Annotated in this window: 24 protein-coding genes, 1 tRNA gene and 1 riboswitch; of the genes, 19 read left to right on the plus strand and 6 right to left on the minus strand. The window is 35.4% G+C overall.

Going from position 1 to position 24,274, the window contains the following annotated elements:
- Positions 1-42: 42 nt before the first annotated feature.
- Positions 43-774 (minus strand): GntR family transcriptional regulator, encoded by a 732-nt coding sequence (locus ACH0CI_RS18120; RefSeq protein WP_406902015.1) that lies wholly within the window; start codon positions 772-774, stop codon positions 43-45.
- 294 nt (positions 775-1,068) lie between these two features.
- Here ACH0CI_RS18120 and ACH0CI_RS18125 point away from each other — a divergent pair, with 294 nt between their 5' ends.
- From ACH0CI_RS18125 to ACH0CI_RS18145, 5 genes are all read left to right on the plus strand, one after another.
- The gene (locus tag ACH0CI_RS18125) at positions 1,069-2,088 is read left to right on the plus strand and encodes an STAS domain-containing protein (protein ID WP_045294104.1); all 1,020 of its coding nucleotides are present in this window, start codon (positions 1,069-1,071) and stop codon (positions 2,086-2,088) included.
- A gap of 188 nt (positions 2,089-2,276) precedes the next feature.
- Positions 2,277-2,705: an SRPBCC family protein gene (locus ACH0CI_RS18130; protein WP_406902017.1), complete on the plus strand. Its 429-nt coding sequence runs from the start codon at positions 2,277-2,279 to the stop codon at positions 2,703-2,705.
- Complete coding sequence (locus tag ACH0CI_RS18135; protein ID WP_034266233.1) at positions 2,706-3,041, plus strand: ArsR/SmtB family transcription factor; 336 nt, start codon at positions 2,706-2,708, stop codon at positions 3,039-3,041.
- 184 nt (positions 3,042-3,225) lie between these two features.
- Complete coding sequence (locus ACH0CI_RS18140; RefSeq protein WP_034266236.1) at positions 3,226-4,014, plus strand: MBL fold metallo-hydrolase; 789 nt, start codon at positions 3,226-3,228, stop codon at positions 4,012-4,014.
- 125 nt (positions 4,015-4,139) lie between these two features.
- Positions 4,140-5,009, plus strand: a complete 870-nt coding sequence (locus ACH0CI_RS18145) for a GNAT family N-acetyltransferase (protein WP_335707688.1) — start codon at positions 4,140-4,142, stop codon at positions 5,007-5,009.
- 165 nt (positions 5,010-5,174) lie between these two features.
- Here ACH0CI_RS18145 and ACH0CI_RS18150 read toward each other — a convergent pair whose 3' ends face one another.
- Positions 5,175-5,978, minus strand: coding sequence for an alpha/beta fold hydrolase (locus ACH0CI_RS18150; RefSeq protein ID WP_406902069.1), 804 nt, complete (start codon positions 5,976-5,978; stop codon positions 5,175-5,177).
- Between the two features lie 334 nt (positions 5,979-6,312).
- Between ACH0CI_RS18150 and trhO the strand changes: the two genes are divergently transcribed.
- From trhO to ACH0CI_RS18180, 6 genes are all read left to right on the plus strand, one after another.
- Positions 6,313-7,281, plus strand: a complete 969-nt coding sequence (trhO, locus tag ACH0CI_RS18155) for an oxygen-dependent tRNA uridine(34) hydroxylase TrhO (RefSeq protein WP_033579013.1) — start codon at positions 6,313-6,315, stop codon at positions 7,279-7,281.
- A gap of 201 nt (positions 7,282-7,482) precedes the next feature.
- Positions 7,483-8,340, plus strand: a complete 858-nt coding sequence (locus tag ACH0CI_RS18160; RefSeq protein ID WP_406902020.1) for an SMP-30/gluconolactonase/LRE family protein — start codon at positions 7,483-7,485, stop codon at positions 8,338-8,340.
- A 224-nt stretch (positions 8,341-8,564) separates the two neighbouring features.
- The gene (locus ACH0CI_RS18165) at positions 8,565-8,927 is read left to right on the plus strand and encodes a group I truncated hemoglobin (RefSeq protein WP_025751868.1); all 363 of its coding nucleotides are present in this window, start codon (positions 8,565-8,567) and stop codon (positions 8,925-8,927) included.
- 141 nt (positions 8,928-9,068) lie between these two features.
- Positions 9,069-10,505, plus strand: a complete 1,437-nt coding sequence (gene hpaB, locus ACH0CI_RS18170) for a 4-hydroxyphenylacetate 3-monooxygenase, oxygenase component (protein ID WP_406902021.1) — start codon at positions 9,069-9,071, stop codon at positions 10,503-10,505.
- A 148-nt stretch (positions 10,506-10,653) separates the two neighbouring features.
- Positions 10,654-11,460: a DUF817 domain-containing protein gene (locus ACH0CI_RS18175; RefSeq protein WP_033579016.1), complete on the plus strand. Its 807-nt coding sequence runs from the start codon at positions 10,654-10,656 to the stop codon at positions 11,458-11,460.
- Positions 11,461-11,515: 55 nt separating this feature from the next.
- Positions 11,516-12,076: a tubby C-terminal domain-like protein gene (locus ACH0CI_RS18180; protein WP_335707684.1), complete on the plus strand. Its 561-nt coding sequence runs from the start codon at positions 11,516-11,518 to the stop codon at positions 12,074-12,076.
- A gap of 30 nt (positions 12,077-12,106) precedes the next feature.
- Here the strand turns inward: ACH0CI_RS18180 and htpG are convergent, their stop codons facing one another.
- Positions 12,107-13,987 (minus strand): molecular chaperone HtpG, encoded by a 1,881-nt coding sequence (gene htpG, locus ACH0CI_RS18185; RefSeq protein WP_406902024.1) that lies wholly within the window; start codon positions 13,985-13,987, stop codon positions 12,107-12,109.
- A gap of 210 nt (positions 13,988-14,197) precedes the next feature.
- A riboswitch (ZMP/ZTP riboswitch) is annotated at positions 14,198-14,276 on the plus strand.
- A gap of 168 nt (positions 14,277-14,444) precedes the next feature.
- Here htpG and ACH0CI_RS18190 point away from each other — a divergent pair.
- The 4 genes from ACH0CI_RS18190 to ACH0CI_RS18205 all read left to right on the plus strand — a co-directional run bounded on the left by ACH0CI_RS18190 (position 14,445) and on the right by ACH0CI_RS18205 (position 17,697).
- Positions 14,445-15,644 carry a phosphoglycerate dehydrogenase gene (locus tag ACH0CI_RS18190; RefSeq protein ID WP_013057119.1) on the plus strand — a complete coding sequence of 400 codons (1,200 nt, stop codon included), beginning with the start codon at positions 14,445-14,447 and terminating at the stop codon, positions 15,642-15,644.
- Positions 15,645-15,768: 124 nt separating this feature from the next.
- Positions 15,769-16,230, plus strand: a complete 462-nt coding sequence (locus ACH0CI_RS18195; RefSeq protein WP_310884474.1) for a hypothetical protein — start codon at positions 15,769-15,771, stop codon at positions 16,228-16,230.
- 260 nt (positions 16,231-16,490) lie between these two features.
- Entirely contained in the window at positions 16,491-17,033 is a 543-nt protein-coding gene (locus tag ACH0CI_RS18200) for a DUF6143 family protein (RefSeq protein ID WP_335707681.1), read from the plus strand.
- 514 nt (positions 17,034-17,547) lie between these two features.
- Positions 17,548-17,697, plus strand: a complete 150-nt coding sequence (locus tag ACH0CI_RS18205; protein WP_328171054.1) for a hypothetical protein — start codon at positions 17,548-17,550, stop codon at positions 17,695-17,697.
- 119 nt (positions 17,698-17,816) lie between these two features.
- Here the strand turns inward: ACH0CI_RS18205 and ACH0CI_RS18210 are convergent.
- Together ACH0CI_RS18210 and ACH0CI_RS18215 are read right to left on the minus strand one after the other, a co-directional pair.
- Positions 17,817-17,888, minus strand: a tRNA-Ala gene (locus tag ACH0CI_RS18210).
- 106 nt (positions 17,889-17,994) lie between these two features.
- A complete protein-coding gene (locus tag ACH0CI_RS18215; protein ID WP_335706640.1) occupies positions 17,995-18,543 on the minus strand; it encodes an HD domain-containing protein in 549 nt (182 codons plus the stop codon).
- Positions 18,544-18,784: 241 nt separating this feature from the next.
- On the opposite strand from ACH0CI_RS18215, the gene ACH0CI_RS18220 reads away from it, so the two are divergent.
- Positions 18,785-20,086 (plus strand): GH25 family lysozyme, encoded by a 1,302-nt coding sequence (locus ACH0CI_RS18220; protein ID WP_406902025.1) that lies wholly within the window; start codon positions 18,785-18,787, stop codon positions 20,084-20,086.
- A 179-nt stretch (positions 20,087-20,265) separates the two neighbouring features.
- Positions 20,266-20,496 carry a hypothetical protein gene (locus ACH0CI_RS18225; protein ID WP_260506611.1) on the plus strand — a complete coding sequence of 77 codons (231 nt, stop codon included), beginning with the start codon at positions 20,266-20,268 and terminating at the stop codon, positions 20,494-20,496.
- A gap of 152 nt (positions 20,497-20,648) precedes the next feature.
- Here the strand turns inward: ACH0CI_RS18225 and ACH0CI_RS18230 are convergent, their stop codons facing one another.
- Positions 20,649-21,548 carry a DMT family transporter gene (locus tag ACH0CI_RS18230; RefSeq protein ID WP_335706638.1) on the minus strand — a complete coding sequence of 300 codons (900 nt, stop codon included), beginning with the start codon at positions 21,546-21,548 and terminating at the stop codon, positions 20,649-20,651.
- A gap of 136 nt (positions 21,549-21,684) precedes the next feature.
- On the opposite strand from ACH0CI_RS18230, the gene pdxR reads away from it, so the two are divergent.
- Together pdxR and ACH0CI_RS18240 are read left to right on the plus strand one after the other, a co-directional pair.
- Positions 21,685-23,118 carry a MocR-like pyridoxine biosynthesis transcription factor PdxR gene (pdxR, locus tag ACH0CI_RS18235; RefSeq protein WP_335706637.1) on the plus strand — a complete coding sequence of 478 codons (1,434 nt, stop codon included), beginning with the start codon at positions 21,685-21,687 and terminating at the stop codon, positions 23,116-23,118.
- A gap of 517 nt (positions 23,119-23,635) precedes the next feature.
- Complete coding sequence (locus ACH0CI_RS18240; RefSeq protein WP_034266280.1) at positions 23,636-24,268, plus strand: hypothetical protein; 633 nt, start codon at positions 23,636-23,638, stop codon at positions 24,266-24,268.
- Positions 24,269-24,274: the final 6 nt, after the last annotated feature.

Genomic DNA, 24,274 nt, shown 5'->3' on the forward strand with positions numbered 1-24,274 from the left:
ATAAAATAGCGCCTTTGCTTCTAAAGCAAGGGCGCTATTTTATTAAGAATTAGAACTGTCTATAGTGAACGTAACGCGATTCGCAGGGTAGTGTAGAAAAGATGAATGAATCGGTCTTTTTTGTGAATCATACGCTACTTTTTCCACTTTAAACAGAGGCTCTCCGACTTCACATTCTAAATGTTTTGCTTCATCCACATTTGCAAATACCATGTTCAATAATTTTTTATTATGAACCGGAGCAATATTGTACTTATTTTTTATAACATCGTACATTGAAACTGAATTATGGACGTGCTGATCTAAGTGCGGTAACAATTCTAAGGAGTAGTGAGAAATTTCTAAGGTAAGAGGCTGGTCGTCATAATACAGGATGCGCTGCAGTTCAAGGACTTCACTTTCTGGAGGGATTGATAACATCTTTACCACAGGAGCTTTTACAGGTTTTATACCAAAAGACAAAATTTTAGTCTGCGGTACTTTCCCTAATTCCGACATATACTCTGTATGCCCATTAACGGCAAACAGCTCTCTCTTAGCTTTTGGATATTGAACAAATGTTCCTTTTCCTTGCTGACGTATCAGAAGGCCTTCTTCTACTAAATCTAATACGGCTTTTCTTACCGTAATCCGACTTACTCCGTATATATCGCACAAATCCGTTTCAATTGGAAGTTTTTCACCCGGAGTATAAACTCCTTTATTAATATCTTCTGTAATAGCTTGTTTTAACTGCATATATAAAGGCGTAGAGCTATGAGTATTTAACTTCATCTTTTTCCTCCTCTTTCCTAAAGACTTTCTTTTGAATATAATTATATTATAACGTAATGTGATGTTATATTACAATTTGCTTTTCTCCCTTTTTATCATGTATGTTTGATACAAAAGAAAGAAAGGTTGGCGAATTCAAAGCTCTATAGCATTCACCTTTCTTTTTCATTAATTGAAAACATGAGTAATGGTTAGACAAGCAATAGAAAATATGCAACAATTTTTATTACCAGCTTCTTCAATATAAGATAAAATACAAAGAAGGTAAGAACTTTATAAAAAGGAGATTCCGCCATGGGTGAAAAAAAGAATATTGATATAGGTGGTCTTAGTTTTGCTTGGGATTTAGAAAAAGGACAATTTAGCTTTGAAGGAGAAGATGCGATCCTTTTTTGGATTTCTTCTGCGATGAAAACATTGTTTGACACAATCGAAGAAATATCTGGAGAAGAGGCAGCTTCGGTAGTACTGGAAACCACTGGTTTCCGACAAGGATTAGTAGTAGGAGAGTACTTTCAAAATATGAAAGGCGTAACGGTTTTTGAAGCGGCTGAGTTAATTACAAATACATACGCTTCGGCTGGATGGGGAAAAACAACTATCAAATATTTAAATCCTGAAAGTAAAACTCTATCTGCTGAATTAAAAGACAGTTGGGAACATAAAATTAACGTGGCGCAAAAGAAAACAAAGGGAGGAAATTTTCTTCCGGCCCATTATGCAGGGATTTTTACAGGACTATTCGGAACAAATATTTGGTACAAGGTGATTCAACATCAAATAGAAGGGCATGAATGCACCACAGTAGAATACTTCCCTTCCAACATTGATATCACTCAAAATATTCATCAATTAGCAAGAAGAAAAGAAGCGCAGAAAATAGAACATTTGGAAAACATTGTAGCAGAAAAAACAGCAGAGTTAAAAGATCTTATTAAAAAGCTGTCTTCTCCTATTATTCCGGTTTTGGAAGGCATAGTCGTCGTTCCTTTGATTGGCAAATACGACGAGGATCGAACGGAAGATTTGATTGTCAATACATTAAATAACCTCCCAAAACATCAGGCTAATTATCTTGTGCTGGATTTAACCGGATTGGATAAAGAACTTACTGAATATACGGCAAGTCTTATCGAAAAATTAGGTGCAGCAGCGTCCCTGATTGGTACAAAAACCATTTTAGTCGGAATTTCTGCTGACTTAGGCTTAGTTATATCAGAGACTCATATTGATTTATCAAAATATGATTGTTTTCAAACACTGCAGCACGGCATTCATTATGCATTGGCACAAAGCGGACGAAGCATCGTTTAAAAGATATATTTTAAATATAACAAAATGCACCCATTCAACATCATAACAAAGTTCTTTATCAAAGAACGGAGATATATTGAAGAATTTCATTTTTTTAAAGAGGAATTGACATAACACCAAAAGGTGTTATATTATTTTTATATAAAACCTTTTGGTGTTATTTTTTAAAAAGGAGAATGAAGATAACGATGAATGATAAAAGTGTATTAGAAGATGTGAAACAAACGATAATATTTAACGCGCCGATTCAAAAAGTTTGGGATAAAGTAGCAACCGCAGAAGGGCTCCAACAATGGTTCATGCCTAATGATTTTCAGCCTCTGGTAGGATATGAATTTCATTTGCAATCGCCTTTTGGACCATCTCCGTGTAAAGTATTAAAAATAGATGCACCAAACTACCTTTCTTTCTCTTGGGATACGGATGGATGGGTCGTTTCGTTTACCTTAAAAGAAATGGGTAATCAAACTGAATTTACGCTTATTCATAGCGGCTGGAAAGAAGCTGAAACACTTCTTGAAAAAGCAAACGAAAAGAGTTCCGTGGTACGAGATAGAATGAGCTACGGGTGGACTAGTCTCGTGAATGAAAAACTTCGAAAGGTTGTTGAAAACTAAATGACTTCATCAGCTGCCAAGCATGATATCTTTCAAGCCATTGCTGATCCTACTCGAAGAAAAGTACTTGAGCTGCTTTCTGAAAAAGAATTACCTATTTCAGAAATAACGTCCCATTTTTCAATAAGCCGTACCGCTGTTGTCAAGCATCTTCATATACTTTCAGAAGCAGACCTAGTCCATGGACAAAAAAAAGGCAGAGAAAAAGTGTATCATCTTCAGCCAGAGCCTTTGAAAGAGATAAAAGATTGGCTTTCTTACTACGAACAATTTTGGACAAACAAATTATCTATTCTTCAGCATATTGTTGAAAGAGACGAAGAAAGAAAGCAATAGAAAAAGCATAAAAACGTTTTTTATAAGGAATATAGCAAAGCCAGTCGTTAAAAAGACTGGCTGTTTTACATAAAAGCTGGTTTTATTCTAGAAGGACAAATAAAAGAAAGATGCAGAACACCATAGGGCATTTCTTAAAATAAAAAGATAGACCTTTAGAAGAAAAAAAGGGGGAAACAGAGCAATGAACAAGCTTTTATTTTATGGGACGAGCGATGCTCAAGGAGTGCCTCGATTATTATGTGACTGTAAAGTATGCGCGCAAAAAGATCCATTAAATCAGCGCACAAGACCTAGTGCACAGTTCACACTGGACGGTAACGTGTGTTTGATTGATGTATCACCTGATTTTAAACATCAATTTCATTTATACAATAACAAAAAAATCCCTTCTACCGTGTTTATTACTCATCCTCACAATGATCATGTTGCTGGTTTAGGGGATTTAGCCGACTTATGCTACTGGAATAATGTAAGTACAGAAGTCGTAGGAGCGCCTGAAGTCATCAATGAGTTAATCAAAAGATTTCCTTATCTCGCAAAAAGAAAAGGGCTTACCTTTAATGGCACGTTAAAGTGGGAAAGCGGAGAAACGGCCATTACGTTTCATAAAGTGAATCACGGATTTAACGGTTATTCCTACGGCATTGTGGTTCATCAAAAACAAGGCGAACGCTGGGCGTATGTATCCGATTCTTTTAATGTGACAAATGAACAGTGGAAGCCTTTTTACCACTTAGATTTACTGATATTCGGTACATCTTTCTGGAAAGAATATCTTCAAAAAGAAAAAAGATCCGTATATGATGTGACAGAGGCAATGGAGATTAAAGTGAAGCTACAGGCAAAAAACATGGTGTTTACTCATTTATCACATGATATTGATATCAGAAAGCACGCTGAGATGCTTTTAGATAAAAACGTAAGCTTTGCCTATGACGGACGCGAGATTTCATTACCTTATTTGTGTTGAGATTAATTAATATCATATAGAATAATAATTTCAAACTAGGAAGGTAAAAGGGGTTAATAAGCAGGGATAGCTTGAAGTAGGAACGAACACGACACTAAATTGGAGTTAAAGAAGGGGATAGTGTTATGGATGCTATTATAGAAAAATCAAATAACCTCGGTGAATTATCTCGATTTCTATCAGAAAAAAATAGTCAGAAAACATCACATATTGGTTATTGTGGTGAAAAAGAAGAAGAAATCTACCAGACATTAAAAGAAGATTTTATTAGTGACGAGGGTGATATTAAATTTTTAATCGCTAGAAATAGGACAGGAGACATTTTAGCGGCTATTGGATTTGATATCGAAGAAACGGTAGCAGAAGTGTGGGGACCTTTTAATAAAACATCTTCTATTGATTTGCAATCTCAATTATGGAAACAGTTAGTTAATGAAAATCCTTTGATTCAAAAATTTCATTTTTTTATCAATGAAGAAAATGAGCTGCAACAAGTATTTATGAATGAAATAAAAGCAAAAAAGACTGGTGAACACTTGATCTTAGAAATTAAAGAACAAAATTTTGATAAAGTTATTGAAATGAAAAGCGAGCCATTTAAACATAGTGATTTTCAAGCATTTGAAATGCTGCATAACGCAATGTTTCAAAATACTTATTATGATGGAAAAACAATTATTGAGAGACTTAACGATAGAAATATGTTAAAGATACTTAAAAATATGTCTAATGAGTTGCAAGGCTATGCGTACTTTGAAGTCGATACTGAAATGCGAGAGGCTTCATTGGAGTATATTGGTGTTTCAAAGAATGCTCAGAGTCAAGGTCTAGGAACGAGGTTGTTAAAGGAAGTTTTAACAGAGATGTTTTCATTTCCACAAATTAATGAAATTAAACTAACCGTTGATAGAGCAAATAGTCAAGCAAATCGAGTATATATGAAAGTTGGTTTTGAACCAAAAGATATTCTTATAAGTTATCGCCTCAAACTGTAAAAGAGTTAAGTTCAATGAGGGCGGAGAACATTAAGTGTAAAAGCGCTCGGATTTTTTTCGAGCGCTTTTACTTACCATTTATATTGCTGATTTGTAGTTCTAACTTATGCTTCTTTCTATCAACCGAATCCGTTAGAAACAAGGCAATTCTTTTTTTGTTGTAAATTAGATGCGCTCGATAAAATCACTCACAACTTTGTTAAACCGATCGCTTTCTTCGAGAAAAGGGCAGTGACAGCTGTTCTCAAAAACTTCAAGTACAGAACCTGAAACCAGCTTTTGAATATGCCTTCCAGCCGCTACAGGAATGAGTTTTTCTTCTTTTCCAAAGCACAGTAAAGTAGGAATTGTAATAAACGGGAGGAATTCTCGATAATCCACAATGGATTGATCAAACAAAATAGCACTAGCTATTGACTCGGGCATTTTCGTTACTTCTTTCATAATCCAATGTTTATCTTTTTCAGTTAATTCATCCTTAAACATAAGCGGAATAAAACTTTCTAATGTGCTTGTTCGATCAAGCTGAATACCTTGCATAAGCGAAATAAGGGCAGGTAAATCAAATGCACCGATTGGAAAGTCTGACCATTTAAAGTCTGAAGCCATTTCATCTACAATAATATTCCCTTTTACATTTTCTTCACCAAATTGTTTCAAATATTCCCACACAACAAAAGCACCCATCGACCAGCCTACTAATATGACGTCTTTTAATCGATTATTATTTATAAACTCATGCACATCGCGAGCATAAGTGAAAATTGTGTGACCATATGGAGTATGACTTGAATTTCCATGTCCTCTTAAATCCAAAAGAATAGTTTGATACTGTTTCGAAAAAAAAGAAAGCTGGTTGTGAAAAAAACGACTGCTCATCCAAACTCCGTGAATGAAAATAATAGGTGTTCCTTCCCCTTGTTGTTCATAGTATAAAGTTGCACCGTCTTTTAATGTATAAAAAGGCATCATTTCCACCTCCAATCTCAAAGGTTCATATCTCATCATGTATGCGCAGAAAAGCTCAGGTAGAACGTATCTCCGCAAGAAAATGTTCATAAAAAAACAAATCCTAGAAGTGTTCGCCTTGATATGTTATACTATTACAGGCTTAAATACTGTATGTTTTTGAAACAATCATTCACTGTAATACTTTTTAGATAGAAGCATCCTCATAAAAAGGATGTTGTTTTTGTCGTAATGTACCTTTAAGTAATGAATTGTTACCATCAATTCGGTTCACAATAACCGACCTACATGCATTATATCTTGCAAATATAAACAGATAGGTGGAAGAAGCAACATGACTGAAAGAAAACCATATCAAGTACTACTATATTATTTGTACACTCCAATTGAAAATCCTGAAGAGTTCACAGCTCAGCACTTGGCATTTTGTAAAGAGCTTGAACTAAAAGGACGCATTTTAATTGCGGCTGAAGGGATCAATGGAACAGTATCAGGAACAGTTGAACAAACAGATAAATACATGGAAACGATGAAAAATGATCCTCGTTTTGAAGGTATTGTATTTAAAATAGACGAAGCAGATGAACATGCGTTCAAAAAAATGCACGTGCGTCACCGCAAAGAATTAGTAACTCTTCGATTAGAAGAAGATGTGAATCCTCTTCGCGTAACGGGTAATTACTTAAGCCCAAAAGAATTTTATCAAGCGATGCAAGATGAAAATACGGTCGTAATCGATGCACGAAACGATTATGAATACGATCTAGGCCACTTCCGAGGAGCTGTTCGTCCGGATATTCAAAACTTCCGTGAGCTTCCTGAATGGATTCGCGACAACAAAGATCAGTTTGAAGATAAAAAAATCTTAACGTACTGCACAGGCGGTATTCGCTGTGAAAAATTCTCTGGATGGCTTCTTGAAGAAGGTTTTGAAGATGTAAGCCAGCTTCACGGAGGTATTGTAACATACGGAAAAGATCCAGAAGTACAAGGTGAACTATGGGATGGTCAGTGCTATGTATTTGATGAGCGCATCAGCGTACCAGTTAACCAAAAAGAGCATGTGATTGTCGGGAAGGATCACTTTACCGGCGAGCCTTGCGAACGTTATGTTAACTGCTCAAACCCAGAATGCAATAAGAAAATCTTAGCTTCTGAAGAAAACGAACACAAATATTTACGCGCTTGTTCACATGAATGCCGAGTAAGTCCCCGTAACCGCTATGTAAAAGAACATGGTTTAACAGAAGAAGAATTTGCAGCACGTGTTAAAGAGTTAGAAAACGAACACGTAACTTTATAATAAAAAAACAGCACGCTATATACAGCGTGCTGTTTTTTTATGAAAAGATTCTCTTGTAACCTAGTGTTTAGAGAAGGTTATGCAACGGGTATTTATAAAAAGGAAACATATTCCTGTTTTTTGTTTTGCATACTTAAAGGAATATGTTTTAGAAAGCGATTAAAAAACGGTTGTACATAAAAACAACAAAGGAGCTTGAAAATGGAAGCGAAAATTGAAAAAAAGTACGATGGACGTTTACTGGAAGGACCCCTATGGGATGGAGAAAATCAAAGATTAGTGCTAGTAGACATTTTAGATAAAAAACTTCTTACGTACGATCCAAAAACGACAACATTAGAAGATATGGATCTTCCTTCAGTTGTTACAAGCGTTTCTACAACCAATCATTCAAAATTGGTCGTCTCCACTCGTAATCAGCTGCTTTTAGTGGATAAAAACAAAAAGAATCATGAAGAGTATATCCGTTTAGATACTCTTGAAAAAAACATGCGTTTTAATGACGGGAAATGTGATCCATATAATCGCTTTTGGATTGGCACGATGAGTGAAGAAGATGAAGAAGGAAAAGCCCAGCTGTACGTAGTAGATGAAAAAGGTGTAATTAAGAGTGCTAAAGAAGGATTAAGCGTGTCAAACGGGCTAGCTTGGAATCGAACAGGAGACAAATTCTTTCTGGTTGATTCCCCAAAAAATAAAATTATGTCTTATTCATTTTCTAAAGAAACAACAAGGCTCGAAGATGAAAAAGTGGTGATTGACCTTTCAGATATAGACGGGTTTCCTGATGGAATGACAATTGATGAGCACGACCGACTGTGGGTAGCGCTTTGGGGAGGTTCGAAAGTTATTTGTGTAGATCCAGAGAAAGGAGAAATTATAGAATCTATTCATCTTCCTGTTTCCAATGTAACCTGCTGTACGTTTGGAGGAGACGATTTGCAAACATTATTTATCACCACAGCTAAAGAAGAAGAAAAATACGAAGAAGCTGCCGGCTCTCTTTTTTCATGCCGAGTAGGAGTTAAAGGCGTGCCGGCTTATACTTACGTGTATTAGAGAAGCGCTTGTAAAAATGTAATGATTCCTAAAGCCCAGTAACGAGAGATGTTACATACAGCTTCTACAATTCCTTTACGTTGTGTCCATTTCTTTACATTTTATTCTTTATGAGGAAGAGGAATAAAATATGGGGACAACGAATTTCCATAAAGAAGCCTTTTAAAGAATATGAACACTTCTATTAGGTAATAATGGGAAAAGGTACAAAAGGAGGAATTGTTTTGGAACAAACATTGTATGAAAAAGTGGGCGGACAAGAAGCGATTGAAAAAGTAGTTGATTATTTTTATTCTGAGCTTGTTTTAAAAGACGAAACAGTTAGTCACTTTTTCGAGCACACGGATATGGATAAACAACGTCGACATCAAGCTAAGTTTATAAGCTTTGCCTTAGGTGGACCGAATCAATATTCAGGAAAGTCGATGGCCAAAGCGCATGCAAATATGAATATTCAGCCCGAACATTTTAATGCAATTGCTAAGCATCTTCACGATGCACTTGCTCACTTTAATGTTGAAGAACCTGATATTGACCAAGCATTAAGTAAAGTTGAATCCCTAAGAAATGATATTCAATATAAATAAATCATAAAAAAAGAAGGTTATTGTGACCTTCTTTTTTTTATGCGCAAAGCTGTGATGTATGAAGGAAACATGGAAAAGACATCGTAATATGATAAAAATGCAATAGGTAAAAATATTTATCGAAAGTCTGGGAGTGGGAGTATGTCAGCAATTAATGGGAAGCAATACGTAGAGAGAATTAATCAATTAAAAGCAAATGTATGGGTTGATGGCAAGCTCGTAACAGGCGATATATCAGAACATCCGGCTTTTAAAGGAGCCATTAACAGTCAAGCTAAGCTTTATGATCTTCAGCATGACAAAAAAATTAAAGATATCATGACATATCAATCTCCGGCTTCTAAAGAATTTGTTGGTACATCTTATTTACAGCCTAAAACAAAAGAAGAGTTAAAAAAAAGACGAGAGATGACCCAGCAATGGGCGCAATTAACCCATGGTATGATGGGAAGAAGTCCAGATTATATGAATACAGTATTAATGGCTTTTGCATCCTCTGCAGAACTCCTGAGAGGAGAAGAAAATTGCTTTCCTGAAAACATCATTTCTTATTATGAATATGTGAGAGAGCACGATTTATCGCTCACTCATACATTCATCGATCCTCAAGTCAATCGAATCCAATTTTATTACGAGCAAAACGACGAACCGATAGCAGCAAAAATAGTTGATAAAAACAATGAGGGAATCGTTATCCAAGGCGCGAAACTGCTTGCTACACAGGGCGGAATGACGGATGAGCTGCTCGTACTGTCTTCAGCGGGCATTCAAGGAAAAGAAAAAGGATTTGCTTTTTCGATTCCAAGTAATACAAAAGGAATTAAATTTATTTGTAGAGAATCATTTGCAGGAAAAGAATCGACGTTTGATTATCCATTAAGTTCTAGATTTGAAGAAATGGATACAGTTGTTGTTTTTGACCATGTATTAGTACCGTGGAACCGCGTTTTTTTCTATGAAAATGTAGACGTATCAAATACATTCCTTGCTTCTAGTTCCTTTTCAGCTTTTGCTCTGCATCAGGTAACTTCAAGGAGAATTGTCAAAACAGAGTTTGTATTAGGGATTGTACAATCTCTGATTGAAACCATTAACATTACGGATTATCCGCATGTGCGAGAAAAAGCAACGGAGCTTATTATTGCGTTAGAAACAATGAAAGCTCTCATGATGAAAGCAGAAGAAGAAGCGGAAATTGATCCATGGGGATACATGCGTCCGAATGAAACTACACTTCGTATTGCCGCAAATATATTTTCAAAAACATATCCTACCTTTACAGAGATTATCCAGCTTTTAGGTGCAAGCGGACTAATGGCAATACCGACAGAAAATACGTGCCGCTCATTGGTTAAAGAAGATATTACGCGTTATTTACAAGCTAAATCGAGAGGGGCAGAAGATCGAATTAAGCTTTTTCGACTAGCGTGGGATTTAACTATGAGTCCGTTTGGCACAAGAGAAACACTGTATGAACGTTTTTTCTTTGGAGAGCCTGTACAGTTAACCAGTTATCTGTACTTATCTTATGATAAAGAGCGCTATGTGCAGACAGTAACCGATTTTTTGAAAAGTTAACGGAGAAAACAAATCTCCGCTGGATATGATAGTTTGGTTACAAAAACAGCGGAGATGCTTATTGAATAAATTTGAAAAATCTGCAATAATTTTCAGGTAATCATTTCTGTGAAAATACTAAGGAATACTATAAAGATAGGATGTTACAATGAAGCAATTAATCTATTTTGGTTTAGAACAAGCAAAATCTTGTGTTTTTCCTGTTATTATTTTTCTGACATTAGCTATGACAAAAATAATTGAAGTACCGTTTATTTCTAGATATGACCTTATTTTATTAGCCTGTCTAGGAACTCAAGTTTTAATGGTGATGTTTAAACGAGAAACGCTTGATGAAGTAAAAGTCATTGCAGTATTTCATTTAATTGGACTAACGTTAGAACTCTATAAAGTTCATATGGGCTCATGGAGCTATCCAGAAAAAGCTTTCACTAAAGTCTGGGGAGTTCCGCTGTACAGCGGATTTATGTATGCTAGTGTAGCCAGCTACATGTGCCAAGTGTGGAGAAGGCTTGAATTAAAGCTTACGAATTGGCCTTCTACGTGGATTGTCAGTATACTAAGTATGGCTATTTACCTTAATTTTTTCACGCATCATTTTATTTACGACTTCCGCTGGTTTTTAAAACTTTTTACTTTACTTATTTTTTATCGAACTTTTGTATATTTTACGGTTAACAAACGTACATATCGCATGCCTTTAGTATTGTCTTTTGTACTGATTGGCTTTTTCATTTGGATCGCTGAAAATATCGCAACATTTTTCGGAGCATGGCAGTATCCAGATCAACAGCAGCAGTGGACAATGGTTCATATAAGTAAAATTAGCTCTTGGCTTCTTCTTGTGATTGTTAGTTTCTTGATTGTTGCTTTACTAAAGCATTTAAAAGAAAATCAAAGCCAATTTAAACAAAGTAAGAAATCAAAAGAAACAAACGAACTATATGAAAGATAGAAACATAACTATGTACATGCTGTTAATATAAGGTACAGAATCTTTGGAGGCTTATATGCAAGAATATATCTTTTATCTTCCCTATTTTAAATCAGCGGGAAAGACCGTAGCAGTTACAAATGAAAATGGAGAAAATGTCGGACAGCTTAAGAGAGTGCATAAAAACATGTGGACTAAAAGTATTGATTTTTTAACTCGTGATGGACTTCCAGTGTTAGATTCTATTTCTTGGTTTCCTATCTTTTCCTGCGGCTTAAAGGTACATGTACAAGTTCAATGGGAAGGAAGAACGGTGTTTATTGATCACGTGAAAAAACACCGGTGGGTGATAAAAGAAAATGGAAAAATAATAGGGGATCTATTAGGTAAAGGAATAATTAAAAACGAAGGCGCACAAGAAATTAGATGGGGAAATAACGTCTACATGTTAAGCAGTCATGAAACCGTAGAGGAAGCGTGTATTTTTAATCAAAAAAGAGAAAAAGTCGCAGAGTTTAAATCAGATCTTTTTCATTTTAAAGAAGGAAAACACTCAATAAGAGTAACAGAAGAACTGCCCGTACCCATTTTTATCGCTTCTTACTATATAACTGCTTTTATTATGCCATACATATAATCAGGCGCAGAATGATTCTGCGCCTGATTTTTATATCATAATTTTACAAATATCATTTGTGAATTCAACGGGATCACTAATAGATAAGCCTTCAATTAAAAGAGCTTGGTTATATAATAAATTTGTATAAAGGTCTAATTTCTCTTTGTCATTTTCAAATGCATCTTTTAAAGAAGCGAATACATCATGATTTACGTTAATTTCTAACACTTTTTCTGCTTTTACATGTTGATTATCAGGCATAGCACTTAAAATTTTCTCCATTTCAATCGTTACTTCACCATCAGCTGATAAGCAAACGGGATGTGTTTTTAAACGTTTAGACGCGCGCACATCTCCTACTTTTCCCGCCAAAGCTTTTTTCATATAGTCAAATAGCTCTTTATTTTCTCTTTCCTCAGACTCATTGAGCTCTTCTTCTTCTTCTGCTTCAATCCCTAAGTCACTGCTTGAAACAGATTTAAATTCTTTTTCTTCGTACGTCATTAACATTTTAATTGCAAATTCATCGATATCTTCTGTAAAATACAGAATTTCGTACCCTTTATCTGCAACCAATTCTGCTTGAGGAAGCTTTTCAATTCGGTCATACGATTCACCTGATGCATAATAGATATACTTTTGATCTTCAGGCATGCGCGATACATACTCATCTAGTGTTACGAGCTTTTTCTCTGTAGAAGAATAGAATAAAAGCAGGTCTTTTAATACGTCTTTGTTGCTGCCAAAGTCACTGTAAACGCCGTACTTCAACTGGCGGCCAAATGATTCATAAAACTTCTCGTACTTTTCACGTTCGTTTTTAAGCAAGCTTTTTAATTCATTTTTGATTTTCTTGCCGATGTTTTTGGCAATCAGCTGAAGCTGGCGGTCTTGCTGCAAAATTTCACGTGAAATATTAAGAGATAAATCTTCAGAATCTACCATACCTTTTACAAAGCTAAAGTAATCTGGAAGAAGATCTGCACATTTATTCATAATTAAGACGCCGTTTGAATACAGTTCAAGCCCTTTTTCAAATTCTTTTGAGTAGTAGTCAAACGGACTATTTTCTGGGATAAATAAAATGGCATTGTAGCGAATCGTTCCATCCACATTAATATGAAGGTGAGTGAGCGGTTTATCAAATCCGTAGCGCTTTTCTGAATAAAACTGCTCATAGTCTTCTGAAGTCAATTCATTTTTATTTTTCTTCCAGATCGGTACCATACTGTTGATAACTTGCTCTTCTGTATAATCTTCTAGCTCGTTATCAGCACCTTCTTTGGGACGTTTTTCCGTTATGTCCATTTTAATCGGGTAGCGGATAAAGTCTGAATACTTTTTAATGATCTCTTTTAAACGATACTCTTCTAGATACTCATCATATGTTTCATCTTCTGTATTTTCTTTAATTTTTAAAATAATTTGAGTCCCAACCGTTTCTTTTTCGCAAGGTTCGATTGTATAACCATCAGCACCGGTAGATTCCCATTTATAGGCTTCATCGCTGCCTAACGCTTTACTAATCACCGTTACGACATCTGCCACCATGAACGCTGCGTAAAACCCAACGCCGAATTGACCAATAATCGTGTGCCCGTCCTTTGTTTCATTTTCGTTTTTAAACGCAAGGGAACCGCTTCGCGCAATTGTGCCCAAGCTGCTTTCAAGCTCTTCTTGCGTCATGCCAATTCCAGTATCCGTAATGGTTAATGTACGGTTAGTTTTATGTGGTGTTACTTTTATGTAATAGCTTTCTTTGTTAAAACGCAAGGAGTCGTCTGTTAAGGCTTTGTAATAAATTTTATCGATTGCATCGCTTGAATTTGATAGAAGTTCTCTCAAAAATACTTCTTTTTGAGAATAGATGGAATTAATCATCATCTCTAATAATCGCTTTGATTCGGCTTTGAATTCTTTTTTTGACATAAGAAGTTCTCCTTTCCAAATAGGGCTTATAAAATAATTAGCACTTGAGTGGATAGAGTGCTAATCACTCTTTTTATTTAACATGTATTAGGATATTTGTCAATATATTAGGAGATTCGCTAAAGAGATTAAAAATTAGACTGAAAAAAGCAAACTTTTAAAAAAAGGTTGAACGTTCTGAAAGAGTTTGCTAGAATATACTTAATTTCAAAGACTATATGTGACTGGCGAAACGCGGATAACCGTGAGGAAGCATATAGTGACGTAGCCGTTCGCCTGGGCAGAGGTAAGGGATTAATACATATCTCTTACCTCTTTCTGTTTAGGGGGAGAGGATATAGAAGTTATCAGACATGTAGGCTAAAAAACCAGACTTTTAAAAAAATTAAAAATGAAGTTTCTTTATCCAAAGGTAAAAACATGTAAAACTACGATGATAATCAGAGGAGAGTACAAAATGAGCACATTAACATTAGAAAAAGTACAAACAATCAAAACATTAAACAACATTGCACAAAAAGGTCTAAATGTTTTTAATCAAGAAGGTTATCAGATTGACAACGACAGCGAAAATCCAGATGCGATTGTCGTGCGTAGCTTTAACATGCACAGCATGGCATTTGACCAAAATTTAAAAGCTATTGCACGAGCTGGAGCAGGGGTTAACAATATACCGGTGGACGCTTGCACGGAGCAAGGTATCGTTGTATTTAATACGCCAGGAGCTAATGCAAACGCAGTAAAAGAAATGGTTTTAACTACAATTATGGCTTCTTCTCGTAACTTATTTGCTGGAGTTGAATGGACAAAAGGATTAGACGGCCAAGGTGATCAAATTCCTAAGTTAGTTGAAGCAGGTAAAAAACAGTTTGTTGGAAAAGAAATCAAAGGTAAAACATTAGGCGTTATTGGTTTAGGTGCAATTGGTGCTCTTGTAGCAAACGACGCGCTTGATTTAGATATGGACGTAATTGGTTTTGATCCATTTATTTCTGTTAATACAGCTTGGAATTTGTCTCGCAACGTACAGCGTGCAATGTCTCTAGAAGAACTATTTGCAGCATCTGACTATATTACGGTTCACGTTCCATTAACGGACGATACAAAAGGTGTTTTCAATAAAGAGACGTTTAGCATCATGAAACCAGATGTTCATATTTTGAACTTCTCACGCGGTGAGCTTGTAAACGAAGAAGATATGAAAGCTGCTCTTGAAAGTGGAAAAGTTGGTCGATATATTACAGATTTCCCAAATCAAAATGTCTTGAACATGAAAAATGTTGTGCCAATTCCTCATTTAGGGGCATCAACACAAGAATCAGAAGAAAACTGTGCGGTAATGGCAGCACGTCAAGTGAAAAATTTCTTAGAAACAGGAAACGTTAAAAATTCAGTGAACTTCCCGAATGCATCTCTTCCTTACACTGGGAAAAAACGCGTAGCTGCTTTCCATCACAACGTACCGAATATGGTAGGACAACTTACGCAAGTATTCTCAAACTACAATTTAAACATCGCAGATATGGTGAACAGAAGCCGCGGTGAATATGCGTATACAATGATCGATATTGACAATCAAGTAAGTGACGAGATTGTGCCTGAGCTAGAAGAAAAAATTGGTCAAATTGAAGGAATTATTACAAGTCGCATTATCTAATTTGGTTATCATCCTATTTTAGTGTTTCAGCCCTAACTTTTTTAAGTTAGGGCTGTTTTTACATGGTGCTTATCCTCATATCATTTCCTTCATTCCCATAGCATATAGAAATACCTTTAAAGAGGTGAACGTTTTGTCAGGAGAAATGATAGGGATTTTGATAGGGTCACTCATCGCGCTGGCAGGAACTTTCATTACGTCTGTCGTAGCTATAGCGATGTCGAAAGAGCAATACAAGCAAGAGCTTCGCAAAGCATTTATCCAAAAGAAAGTTGATGCCTATACCCATGTGTGTCAGGTTATTTTAGCTATAAAAAATGATTTACTGACAATAACCGTTTCTTCAGCCGGCTTAAACTGGACGGCTCAATCTATTAACAAACTAGCAGATGTATGTATTACGGAAGGACTGTGGATCGATGAAGAAGACAGCAAAAAGCTGGAGGTTCTGCAAAAGCAGCTTTCAAAGTTTGTATTGGATGAAATAGAACTGTCTAGACATGATATCCTCACAACTTGTTATGATATAGTTGAATATTGCGAAAAAAAGATTAAAATTCTCCATTTTATGACCGTAAAAGAATAGATGATTACTATGTTAAGAATAAGTGATTGTGGGAATATTAAATAAACATTGGACGATAAAGTAACGAAACAATCCTTTATACACCAAGTATAGACAAGAGTGCTAGGAAGAAAAGAAAAAAGTGAAATTTCATTTTGGAAAAGTGATAGAAAAAGGTAGGCATAAGAGGGTGTCTATCTTTTTTTCGTTTATATATACACTTGTCCAAGCGTTTATCGAAAAACTTCATAAAATATAGTACAAAAAAGGGGGGTGATTGTATGTCAAGTTACGAGTCGAACAAACAGTATATTAAAGCGGTTAATATACCTAATCCTTTATATCAATCGTTAAAAGGAGACTATTTTGTTGGACAAACTGAGCCTATTCGTTTTGGCGGAAACAGAAACGCTTGGGGCGGATTAGTGAACACTTCCGGCTCCGGAGTAGATTTATTTGTGAATGCTTTTACTATCACTAACTATTCAAACGAACCTTTTACTGCTGAAATTTGGTTTAATTCTATCCCCCCTGGAAAAGGAACAACTTCAGATAATGTGAGTCCAGCAAATACTACAATACGTTCAAAGCCAAAAGGGAAAATTAAATTTGCAGAAATGGTAAAAGGCGTTCCTGCTAAAGGGGTAAACGTATTTAACCGTGTTGTTCCGCCGAAAAGTACATTAGTAAGTGATGAAGACGGCAAATTTATCTTTCCAAACAACGGTTCATACGTTATTTTCTTAGTTTCTCCAGGAAATAAAGAAATCGAAGCTGAAATTGCCTATGGATGGTTTGAAAAAAAGCGTAAGAAGGACTGTTAACTGAATAGCTTTTAACGATGGTACAAAAAAGAACTTTGCAGCAGCATGCAAAGTTCTTTTTTATAGTTTGCATTTTTTCTTTCGATTATCGATAGAACCAAAGAGAAGTAAACACGCTTAACATCTCACGTTAATATCTAACTTCAAATTATCTTAAGCTTCAATTCATACTGGCTTCATATAAATTAATCATACTGAATGTATGAATAATTTATATGAGGTGGAGCAATGTTAAACAAGTTTTTTAAACTATTTACACAAAAAAACGAGATATCTAAAGATCAAGAAATAGAATTCACGAAGAGAACGATTTTGATGAAGTTTGTGATGAGTATTTTATTATAGATGAGTATTAAAAAAACTATAAAGCGCTGCAAAACTTAAAGGATTGATTAAGTATATCCGTGTATCGAGTAAAGGTATACTTTTATGGACCATTAATGTGTATAAATTGCTTTTTAAATGAAACATTGTGTAAAAAATGGGCATCCTAAAAGCAAAAGGAGGGGATAGAATGGACAAAGAAACAAAAGATGAAACAAGTGAAGGGCTGAATCAGCTTTTTGAAATTATTAATGCAAAAGGCGACGAGGGCGAACTTAGAGAAATTGTAAGTAGAAGCATTGAAAAGAACAATTATAAAAATCATGAGGATCAATCATAAAAAAAGAAAATAAAAAACCTCTTCATGGAAATCATGAAGAGGTCAAATGAAACAGTATTGCGACCATTCCATCGTGCAGAGTTTTAAAGTGTTTTAAACCCTTGATACAACTGATTTTATGGAACTGATGGGATTCGAACCCACGACCCCTTGTCTGCCAGACAAGTATTCTCCCACTGAACTACAGTCCCGATTATGTAGAGTCTTTATCGTTTATTGACTCTACTATATTTTAATACGTATATGGCACGTTCGCAATAGTTATTTTCAGTGTTTTCTAATTTCTTTATATGAATATTAACTTCTAAAAAAATCATTTACTTCTTGTTCGTACGTATAAAAGAAGCTTGGAATCTGACTTGATTCTAATCCTTTTACAGCGTATTTACTGATGGATTCGTAGTACCATTTCTGCTTTTCGAATCCTCTTTTAAAACTATTCCAAATCACATCTCCTTGCTGATTGTAGCTTTCTTTTAAAGACCGTAAATTATCTAATTTATCTGCTACAATTAAGGCTTTCACTTCAAGAGAAGCTGTTTTAACGGTTTGGATTGTATGCTGTTTACGTTCTTCCCAGCTTTTTGATTTGTCTTCTGTATGAGCTGCAACAATCTCCGCTACTTCTAAGCCAAATCTTTGTACAATTTCTTCAAGTGTTACACTTGTATCTTCTACAGCATCATGCAGATAAGCTGCTGCAATTACTTCTTTACTAAAACCCGCTTTTTCTAAAATATCACCTACGTTAATAGGATGAACAATATAAGGTTTATCAGACAATTTGCGCATTTGACCGCCATGAGCGTCTTCAGCATATTTACGTGCTTCCTTTATTATAGACATCATATTCCTCCACTTTTTATACAATATTTTTATATTTAGTATAAACGACTATGGCTCTTATAACTTTATTAAATTAAATAAATTCCTTTATTTTTTAATAAGATAACCCTCAAAAAAGGTCCTAGTAGCTCAAATCACTCCTTATCAGACAGCTTACTACAAAGCCTAAAATCTATCTATTAGGCCTGTATCAGTTGCCATTTTCTTTTTTATTCATAGTTTGTAGGAAGGAGTGATAGCAGTGCAAAACCGTAATAATCAAAATATTAAGGTCATTGATGTTTCTCATCACAACGGAACAATTGATTGGACAAAAGTGGCGTCAGATGGGGTAAAAGGCGCGTATATTAAATTAACAGAAGGCACAACCTTCTTAGATAAAAAATCATATGATAATTATATAGGAGCAAAAAACGCAGGCTTACGTGTGGGATTTTACCACTTTGCTCATGCTGATAATGATCCTATTGCAGAAGTTAATTTCTTTTTAAATAAATTGGGCAGCATGAAAGTTGATTTGCCTCATTGCTTAGATTTGGAAGAAAATAAAGGGAAAACAAAAGCGCAGGTCACAGCCTTTGCTGTTAGATGGATGGAGTATATTGAAAGGAAAACAAGCATCACGCCTATTCTTTATACGGGATATAGTTTTATTACATCCAATTTTACAAGCGCTGTAGCAAAATATCCGCTATGGGTAGCTCGTTACAGTGGGAGTAACCGTTCTAAGGGATTTATTAATCCAGGGAATACAACAATCTGGGATAGATGGGCTATGTTCCAATATACAGATCAAGGAAAAGTAAAAGGAATTAACGGCAATGTTGATATCAATGAAATGGATCTGGACTTCTTTAATAGTATTAATACAGGCATTACGGTGGTGGATAATAATAATCCCTCAGCACAATTGCAGCAAGGTGATAGCGGACTAGCCGTAAAAGAACTGCAGCAAAACTTAATTAAATTAGGGTTTGATCTTTCTCAAAAAGGAAGCGATGGTCAATACGGAAATGAAACCGTTGCAGCTGTTAAAGCTTTTCAAGAGAAGTATGGATTAACGTCAACTGGAAAAGCTGATGAAAAAACCTTAGCTAAAATGATGGAATTGCTTAAAGGTGTAAGCAATCCTATAGAAGAAGCATTACCTAAGGTTACTTCACTGGGAGATAAATATTCTTTTCAAGTAAAAGCGAAGAAGGATATTGGAGTCTACAAATATGCGAATGTAACAGAGAATTTCAGAACTATAAAAAAAGGCACGGTATTTAGCGTATATGGCTATACGAGTGCAGCATGGGCTGTTCCAGGTGGATTTGTGCAAATGAAGGACGTGGAACCTATTCCCGTTACAATTAAAACAGGTGGATTAAGTAAAGACATGGAAACGGAGTTCCGTGCTTTCTTAAAAAATGAAGGAATTGACAGTGAATTAAATGTACATGCAATAGGTAATCCGTCAGCCGAACTCACAGTAGCTGGACTTGATTTCGTAAAAGTTAAGCAGTTTTTAGATAAAAAAGGTTGGTACTACAAGCAATAAAGCCCCGCTCTTTGGAGTGTGGCTTTATTTTGAGATTTATAAAAAAGGGGAGCAGGCATCAATTAAGTAATTAAAATATGTTCTAAATAACAAATTAGGTGGTAACAAAAAAGTTTTTATGTATAGTCCACCTCTAACAGTCATATTTTTAGTCAACGGCTCATGGAGGGTGAATGAATATGAAAAATACGCAGATTCGAATTGAAACGCTATCCTATCACTATGAAAGCATTATGGTGAATGATGAAGTAGAGCGTGCGATAAAAAGTATTGAAGTGACGTATCGAGCATATAAACATAACCATGTTTTAAACGGACACGTAGTACTTTCAGGAGAAGAGATTTACGATCTTCAGCAGCTGACTCACACGGTGGCTGGAAAAATAAAAGCAGAATTAGAAACTACATAAAAAAGCGCCTTTCTTTAGATCTTAAACCAAGATTAAAGAAAGGTGCTTTTTTATATTAATTAAACTGCAAAAAGAAGAAATTAAAGTATGTTCTAAATAAAATATATAAATAAAAAGCATATCGCCTAAGAGAATTCCCTAAACCATACACATTATCTTTGTATTGTGAACCTCGTCTTTTTTACTACTGCTCGTCTTTTACTATGCGTAAGCAACACGCCGCATAACGTAATGATGCTTCCAGCAATGGAAGCTGCACTCGGGATATCTTTTAAAAGCAGCCACGCTAAGAAAAAGGACAGCGCAGGAGTTAAGTAAAGAGAGATGGCAGCCTCAGCAGAACCTATACGCGATGTCAGATAAGCGAGTACCATATAGGGAATAACGGTTGGAAATAATCCTAAATATATCACGCTTATTGCTGATCTGACAGAGATATACGCAAGTTCCGTTTCTAACCCAGGTAAAAAAACAAGCATAGAAATTGTAGCTCCCCAAATACTGTACGTCACAAAAGAAAGGAAACCATATTTTTTTAATAAATTTTTTTGACATACTATATAGAAGCTTTCTGCAAGGGCAGCTAGCAGAACCAGTAAGATTCCATTAACTGAGTGTACAAAATTCTCTTTGCTGAAGGTTAAAAGTACAATACCCGCAAGGCTTACTGCAGATCCAATCCATTTTCTTTTTCCGAACTCCTCCTGAAAAAGAAAAATAGCTAAAAGCGAAGAAAAAATAGGAGTAGTCGAGATCAGTAAACTCGCAATACCCGCACTTACCGTTTTTTCTCCAATGTTTAAGGCTGTGTGATAGACGGTAAAACCTAAAAAACCGAGCGCTAAAAGAAGTGGAATATCTTTTCTATCAGGCAAGGACATGCGTGTGGCTATTGCAATAACTAACAGCACTACAGAAGCAATACTTAACCGAACAAAAGCGAGGTGCTGAGGAGAAAACGATTCCAGCCCTATTTGAATAACTGGAAATGCTGAAGCCCATAAGCTAATCATCAGTATATGTAAGAACACCAGACTAAACGTTAATTTCATACCTATTCATCTCCATTTTTTATTTTGAATCCAACCAGTATCTATTGTGGTTCCCATGTTAATAAACATTTGATAAAATGTCTTCAACCAGTTTGAAAGCAATTAACCCAACCACTTTAAAAACAGGAGTACGTGTATGAATCAAGAGAACAGTTCGAGTTATCCAAAATACAAGCAAATCATTGATTTTATGAAAGAGAAAATTGCACGTGGAGAATGGCCGATTGGAAGTAAAATTCCTAGTCAGCGAAAGCTTGCTGCTATGTTTGATGTTAACCGAAGTACGGTCATCACCGCATTAGAGGAATTAACAGCGGACGGTTTAATTGAAGGTAAGATGGGAAAGGGAACCATCGTTATAAATAATACGTGGACACTTTTGGCTACAACTCCGCCCGATTGGGATGTTCATGTGAAATCAGGCATGCATCATCCGAGTCAAGCAATGGTACAAGATATTAATGAATCAGAATTTAACTCAAACCTTATTCAATTAAGCAAAGGAGAGCTTTCACCTGACATATTTCCTAAAAACAAAATGAAATACGCCGTAGAAAAAGTAGCAGAAAATATGGAGGTTCTAGGATACGAAGAACCAAAGGGGTATTTTCCTTTACGAAAAGAGTTAAGCGCATATATGAAAACAATAGGGATTGAATCTTCTCCAGATTCTATTTTAATTGTTTCCGGCGCTCTTCAAGCTCTTCAGCTTATTTCAATTGGACTGCTGCAAAGAAACTCTTCGGTTTTGCTCGAAAAACCTTCTTATCTATATTCCTTACATGTATTTCAATCAGCCGGAATGAAACTCAAAGGCCTTGCTATGGATGAGGAAGGAATAAAAGTAACAGCTATAAAACGCGCCGACCCTCAAGAAGGGCAAGCTATTTTATATACAAATCCATGTTTCCATAACCCCACGGGAACATTAATGTCACAAAATAGGCGTTACGATTTGTTGGAAGAATGTGAGGAACATCAGCTTCCTATTATTGAAGATGATTTATACCGCGAATTATGGCTAGATAAACAGCCTCCGCTGCCATTAAAAGCTTTAGATAAAAATGGACACGTGTTATATGTTAGCAGTCTTTCTAAAACACTAAGCCCGGGATTACGGATCGGATGGATAGTCGGCCCAGAACCAGTCATTGAGCGTTTGGCGGATATTAAAATGCAAACAGATTATGGATCTAGCTCATTATCTCAAAGAGTAGCAGCAGAATGGTTTAAAAATGGCTTATATCAACAGCATATGGAAACTGTACGAACGGAATTGCGAACAAGAAGAAAAGTGATGCTGAATGCTTTGGAAACATACGCAGGAGATATAGCAACATGGACGAATCCTGAAGGAGGCTTTTTTATATGGGTGCATATTCAACCTTCTATTTTAATGAAATCTTTATACTCTCGTGCTTTAAAAAGAGGGATATTGCTTAACTCTGGAAGTATTTATGCACAAGAAACCGGCAGTTATCTTCGGCTTTCTTATGCCTATGCCTCTTTACCAGATATCGATAGAAGCATTGAAATTCTTGCTGAACTGATTCGGGAATTGCAAGTATAGTAAAAAAAGGAATAGTGGATTACCCACTATTCCTTTTTATTTGTATCAAACTATTCTTCTTATAAAAAACATCAAGTAACAACTGACTATATATTATCATCTATAAATACGTGTTATTTTTTATGGAAAAAATAAGTTAATAAAACTTTTAATTGACTTTCTGTACGTTTTACATGTAAATCGTGAATGGTTTTAACTACGTAATCATTATCAAACATTTCCAACACCTCAATTATTGTTAAGTTTCCTGTTTGTTATAGTTTATGAAATCATCAGACGCATATCATCGGCCATCAGCTGTAACTTTACGGTTTATCTTTTACAACTAAAGGCTGAAACGTACGCTCATGATTGAACGCACGAATAACAGGATATGCAAAAAAATGAAAAGTGTGCACGTTTTGTTTTAAAAAAGCTATATCTTTAAAAAAAGAAAATTGATTGTCACACACATTTATGAATATGTATCTACTAAGTAAGAAGACTTTTTTAGTTGGTGGGATTGAAGGTGAAAAAGATGGATGAATTATTTAAAGATCTTGATCTGTACAGAACGCAAGAAGAAATGAAGCAGTATTTTGAACATACGCAGCAAATGATTCATCAAAACAAAGAGTATATAAAATTAGCCAGACTTAAAAAAGGGCGTTTCAAAAAGTTTTTTGAAGAGTTTTATCCGCTTTATTGCTTCAGCCAATCTTCTTATTGTCCGAGGAATTCAAAATTGAAGCTTATTATTGGAAGTCAAGGATACGACGGATTAATTATTCAGCCGGATGGTACTGAAAAACGAATTGAAATTACTTCTTACAAAGATGGGAAACTGGAATTTGAAGATGCACAGAGGGTCAATTCAGGAAATTTTGCTCTACCCCGTATCCAGACGGAAGGTTCTGTGGAAGAGTATATAGAAAAAGTGCTAGAGAACATTCAAAAAAAGAGCAAAAAAGATTATAGTGGCGCATCCATTTTATTTGTTGTACACACGTTTCATTATTTTGAAGCTTATGGAAAAAGTTCAGCTGCCTTTATTCGTACCTTAAAAAAAGAAATGAAGAATACAGATTTTCGAGCGGATGAAATTTATTTATTGGAATTAAATCAGCCAGAAAGTGAAAGTGTTAAGCAAAACATTCATTTCATTAAATAAGAAGAC

This window comes from Priestia sp. 179-F W1.4 NHS, assembly GCF_045369295.1.
In the GTDB taxonomy this organism is placed as follows: Bacteria; Bacillota; Bacilli; order Bacillales; family Bacillaceae_H; genus Priestia; species Priestia zanthoxyli.

Coding starts and splice junctions, on each gene's coding strand:
- trhO (WP_033579013.1), top strand. CDS start 6,313: ATGACTGAAAGAAAACCATATCAAGTACTACTATATTATTTGTACACT.
- ACH0CI_RS18130 (WP_406902017.1), top strand. CDS start 2,277: ATGAATGATAAAAGTGTATTAGAAGATGTGAAACAAACGATAATATTT.
- ACH0CI_RS18125 (WP_045294104.1), top strand. CDS start 1,069: ATGGGTGAAAAAAAGAATATTGATATAGGTGGTCTTAGTTTTGCTTGG.
- htpG (WP_406902024.1), bottom strand. CDS start 13,987: ATGTCAAAAAAAGAATTCAAAGCCGAATCAAAGCGATTATTAGAGATG.
- ACH0CI_RS18240 (WP_034266280.1), top strand. CDS start 23,636: ATGGATGAATTATTTAAAGATCTTGATCTGTACAGAACGCAAGAAGAA.
- ACH0CI_RS18145 (WP_335707688.1), top strand. CDS start 4,140: ATGGATGCTATTATAGAAAAATCAAATAACCTCGGTGAATTATCTCGA.
- ACH0CI_RS18180 (WP_335707684.1), top strand. CDS start 11,516: ATGCAAGAATATATCTTTTATCTTCCCTATTTTAAATCAGCGGGAAAG.
- ACH0CI_RS18175 (WP_033579016.1), top strand. CDS start 10,654: ATGAAGCAATTAATCTATTTTGGTTTAGAACAAGCAAAATCTTGTGTT.
- ACH0CI_RS18200 (WP_335707681.1), top strand. CDS start 16,491: ATGTCAAGTTACGAGTCGAACAAACAGTATATTAAAGCGGTTAATATA.
- ACH0CI_RS18215 (WP_335706640.1), bottom strand. CDS start 18,543: ATGTCTATAATAAAGGAAGCACGTAAATATGCTGAAGACGCTCATGGC.
- ACH0CI_RS18205 (WP_328171054.1), top strand. CDS start 17,548: ATGGACAAAGAAACAAAAGATGAAACAAGTGAAGGGCTGAATCAGCTT.
- ACH0CI_RS18135 (WP_034266233.1), top strand. CDS start 2,706: ATGACTTCATCAGCTGCCAAGCATGATATCTTTCAAGCCATTGCTGAT.
- ACH0CI_RS18160 (WP_406902020.1), top strand. CDS start 7,483: ATGGAAGCGAAAATTGAAAAAAAGTACGATGGACGTTTACTGGAAGGA.
- hpaB (WP_406902021.1), top strand. CDS start 9,069: ATGTCAGCAATTAATGGGAAGCAATACGTAGAGAGAATTAATCAATTA.
- ACH0CI_RS18150 (WP_406902069.1), bottom strand. CDS start 5,978: ATGCCTTTTTATACATTAAAAGACGGTGCAACTTTATACTATGAACAA.
- ACH0CI_RS18120 (WP_406902015.1), bottom strand. CDS start 774: ATGAAGTTAAATACTCATAGCTCTACGCCTTTATATATGCAGTTAAAA.
- ACH0CI_RS18230 (WP_335706638.1), bottom strand. CDS start 21,548: ATGAAATTAACGTTTAGTCTGGTGTTCTTACATATACTGATGATTAGC.
- ACH0CI_RS18190 (WP_013057119.1), top strand. CDS start 14,445: ATGAGCACATTAACATTAGAAAAAGTACAAACAATCAAAACATTAAAC.
- ACH0CI_RS18225 (WP_260506611.1), top strand. CDS start 20,266: ATGAAAAATACGCAGATTCGAATTGAAACGCTATCCTATCACTATGAA.
- pdxR (WP_335706637.1), top strand. CDS start 21,685: ATGAATCAAGAGAACAGTTCGAGTTATCCAAAATACAAGCAAATCATT.
- ACH0CI_RS18140 (WP_034266236.1), top strand. CDS start 3,226: ATGAACAAGCTTTTATTTTATGGGACGAGCGATGCTCAAGGAGTGCCT.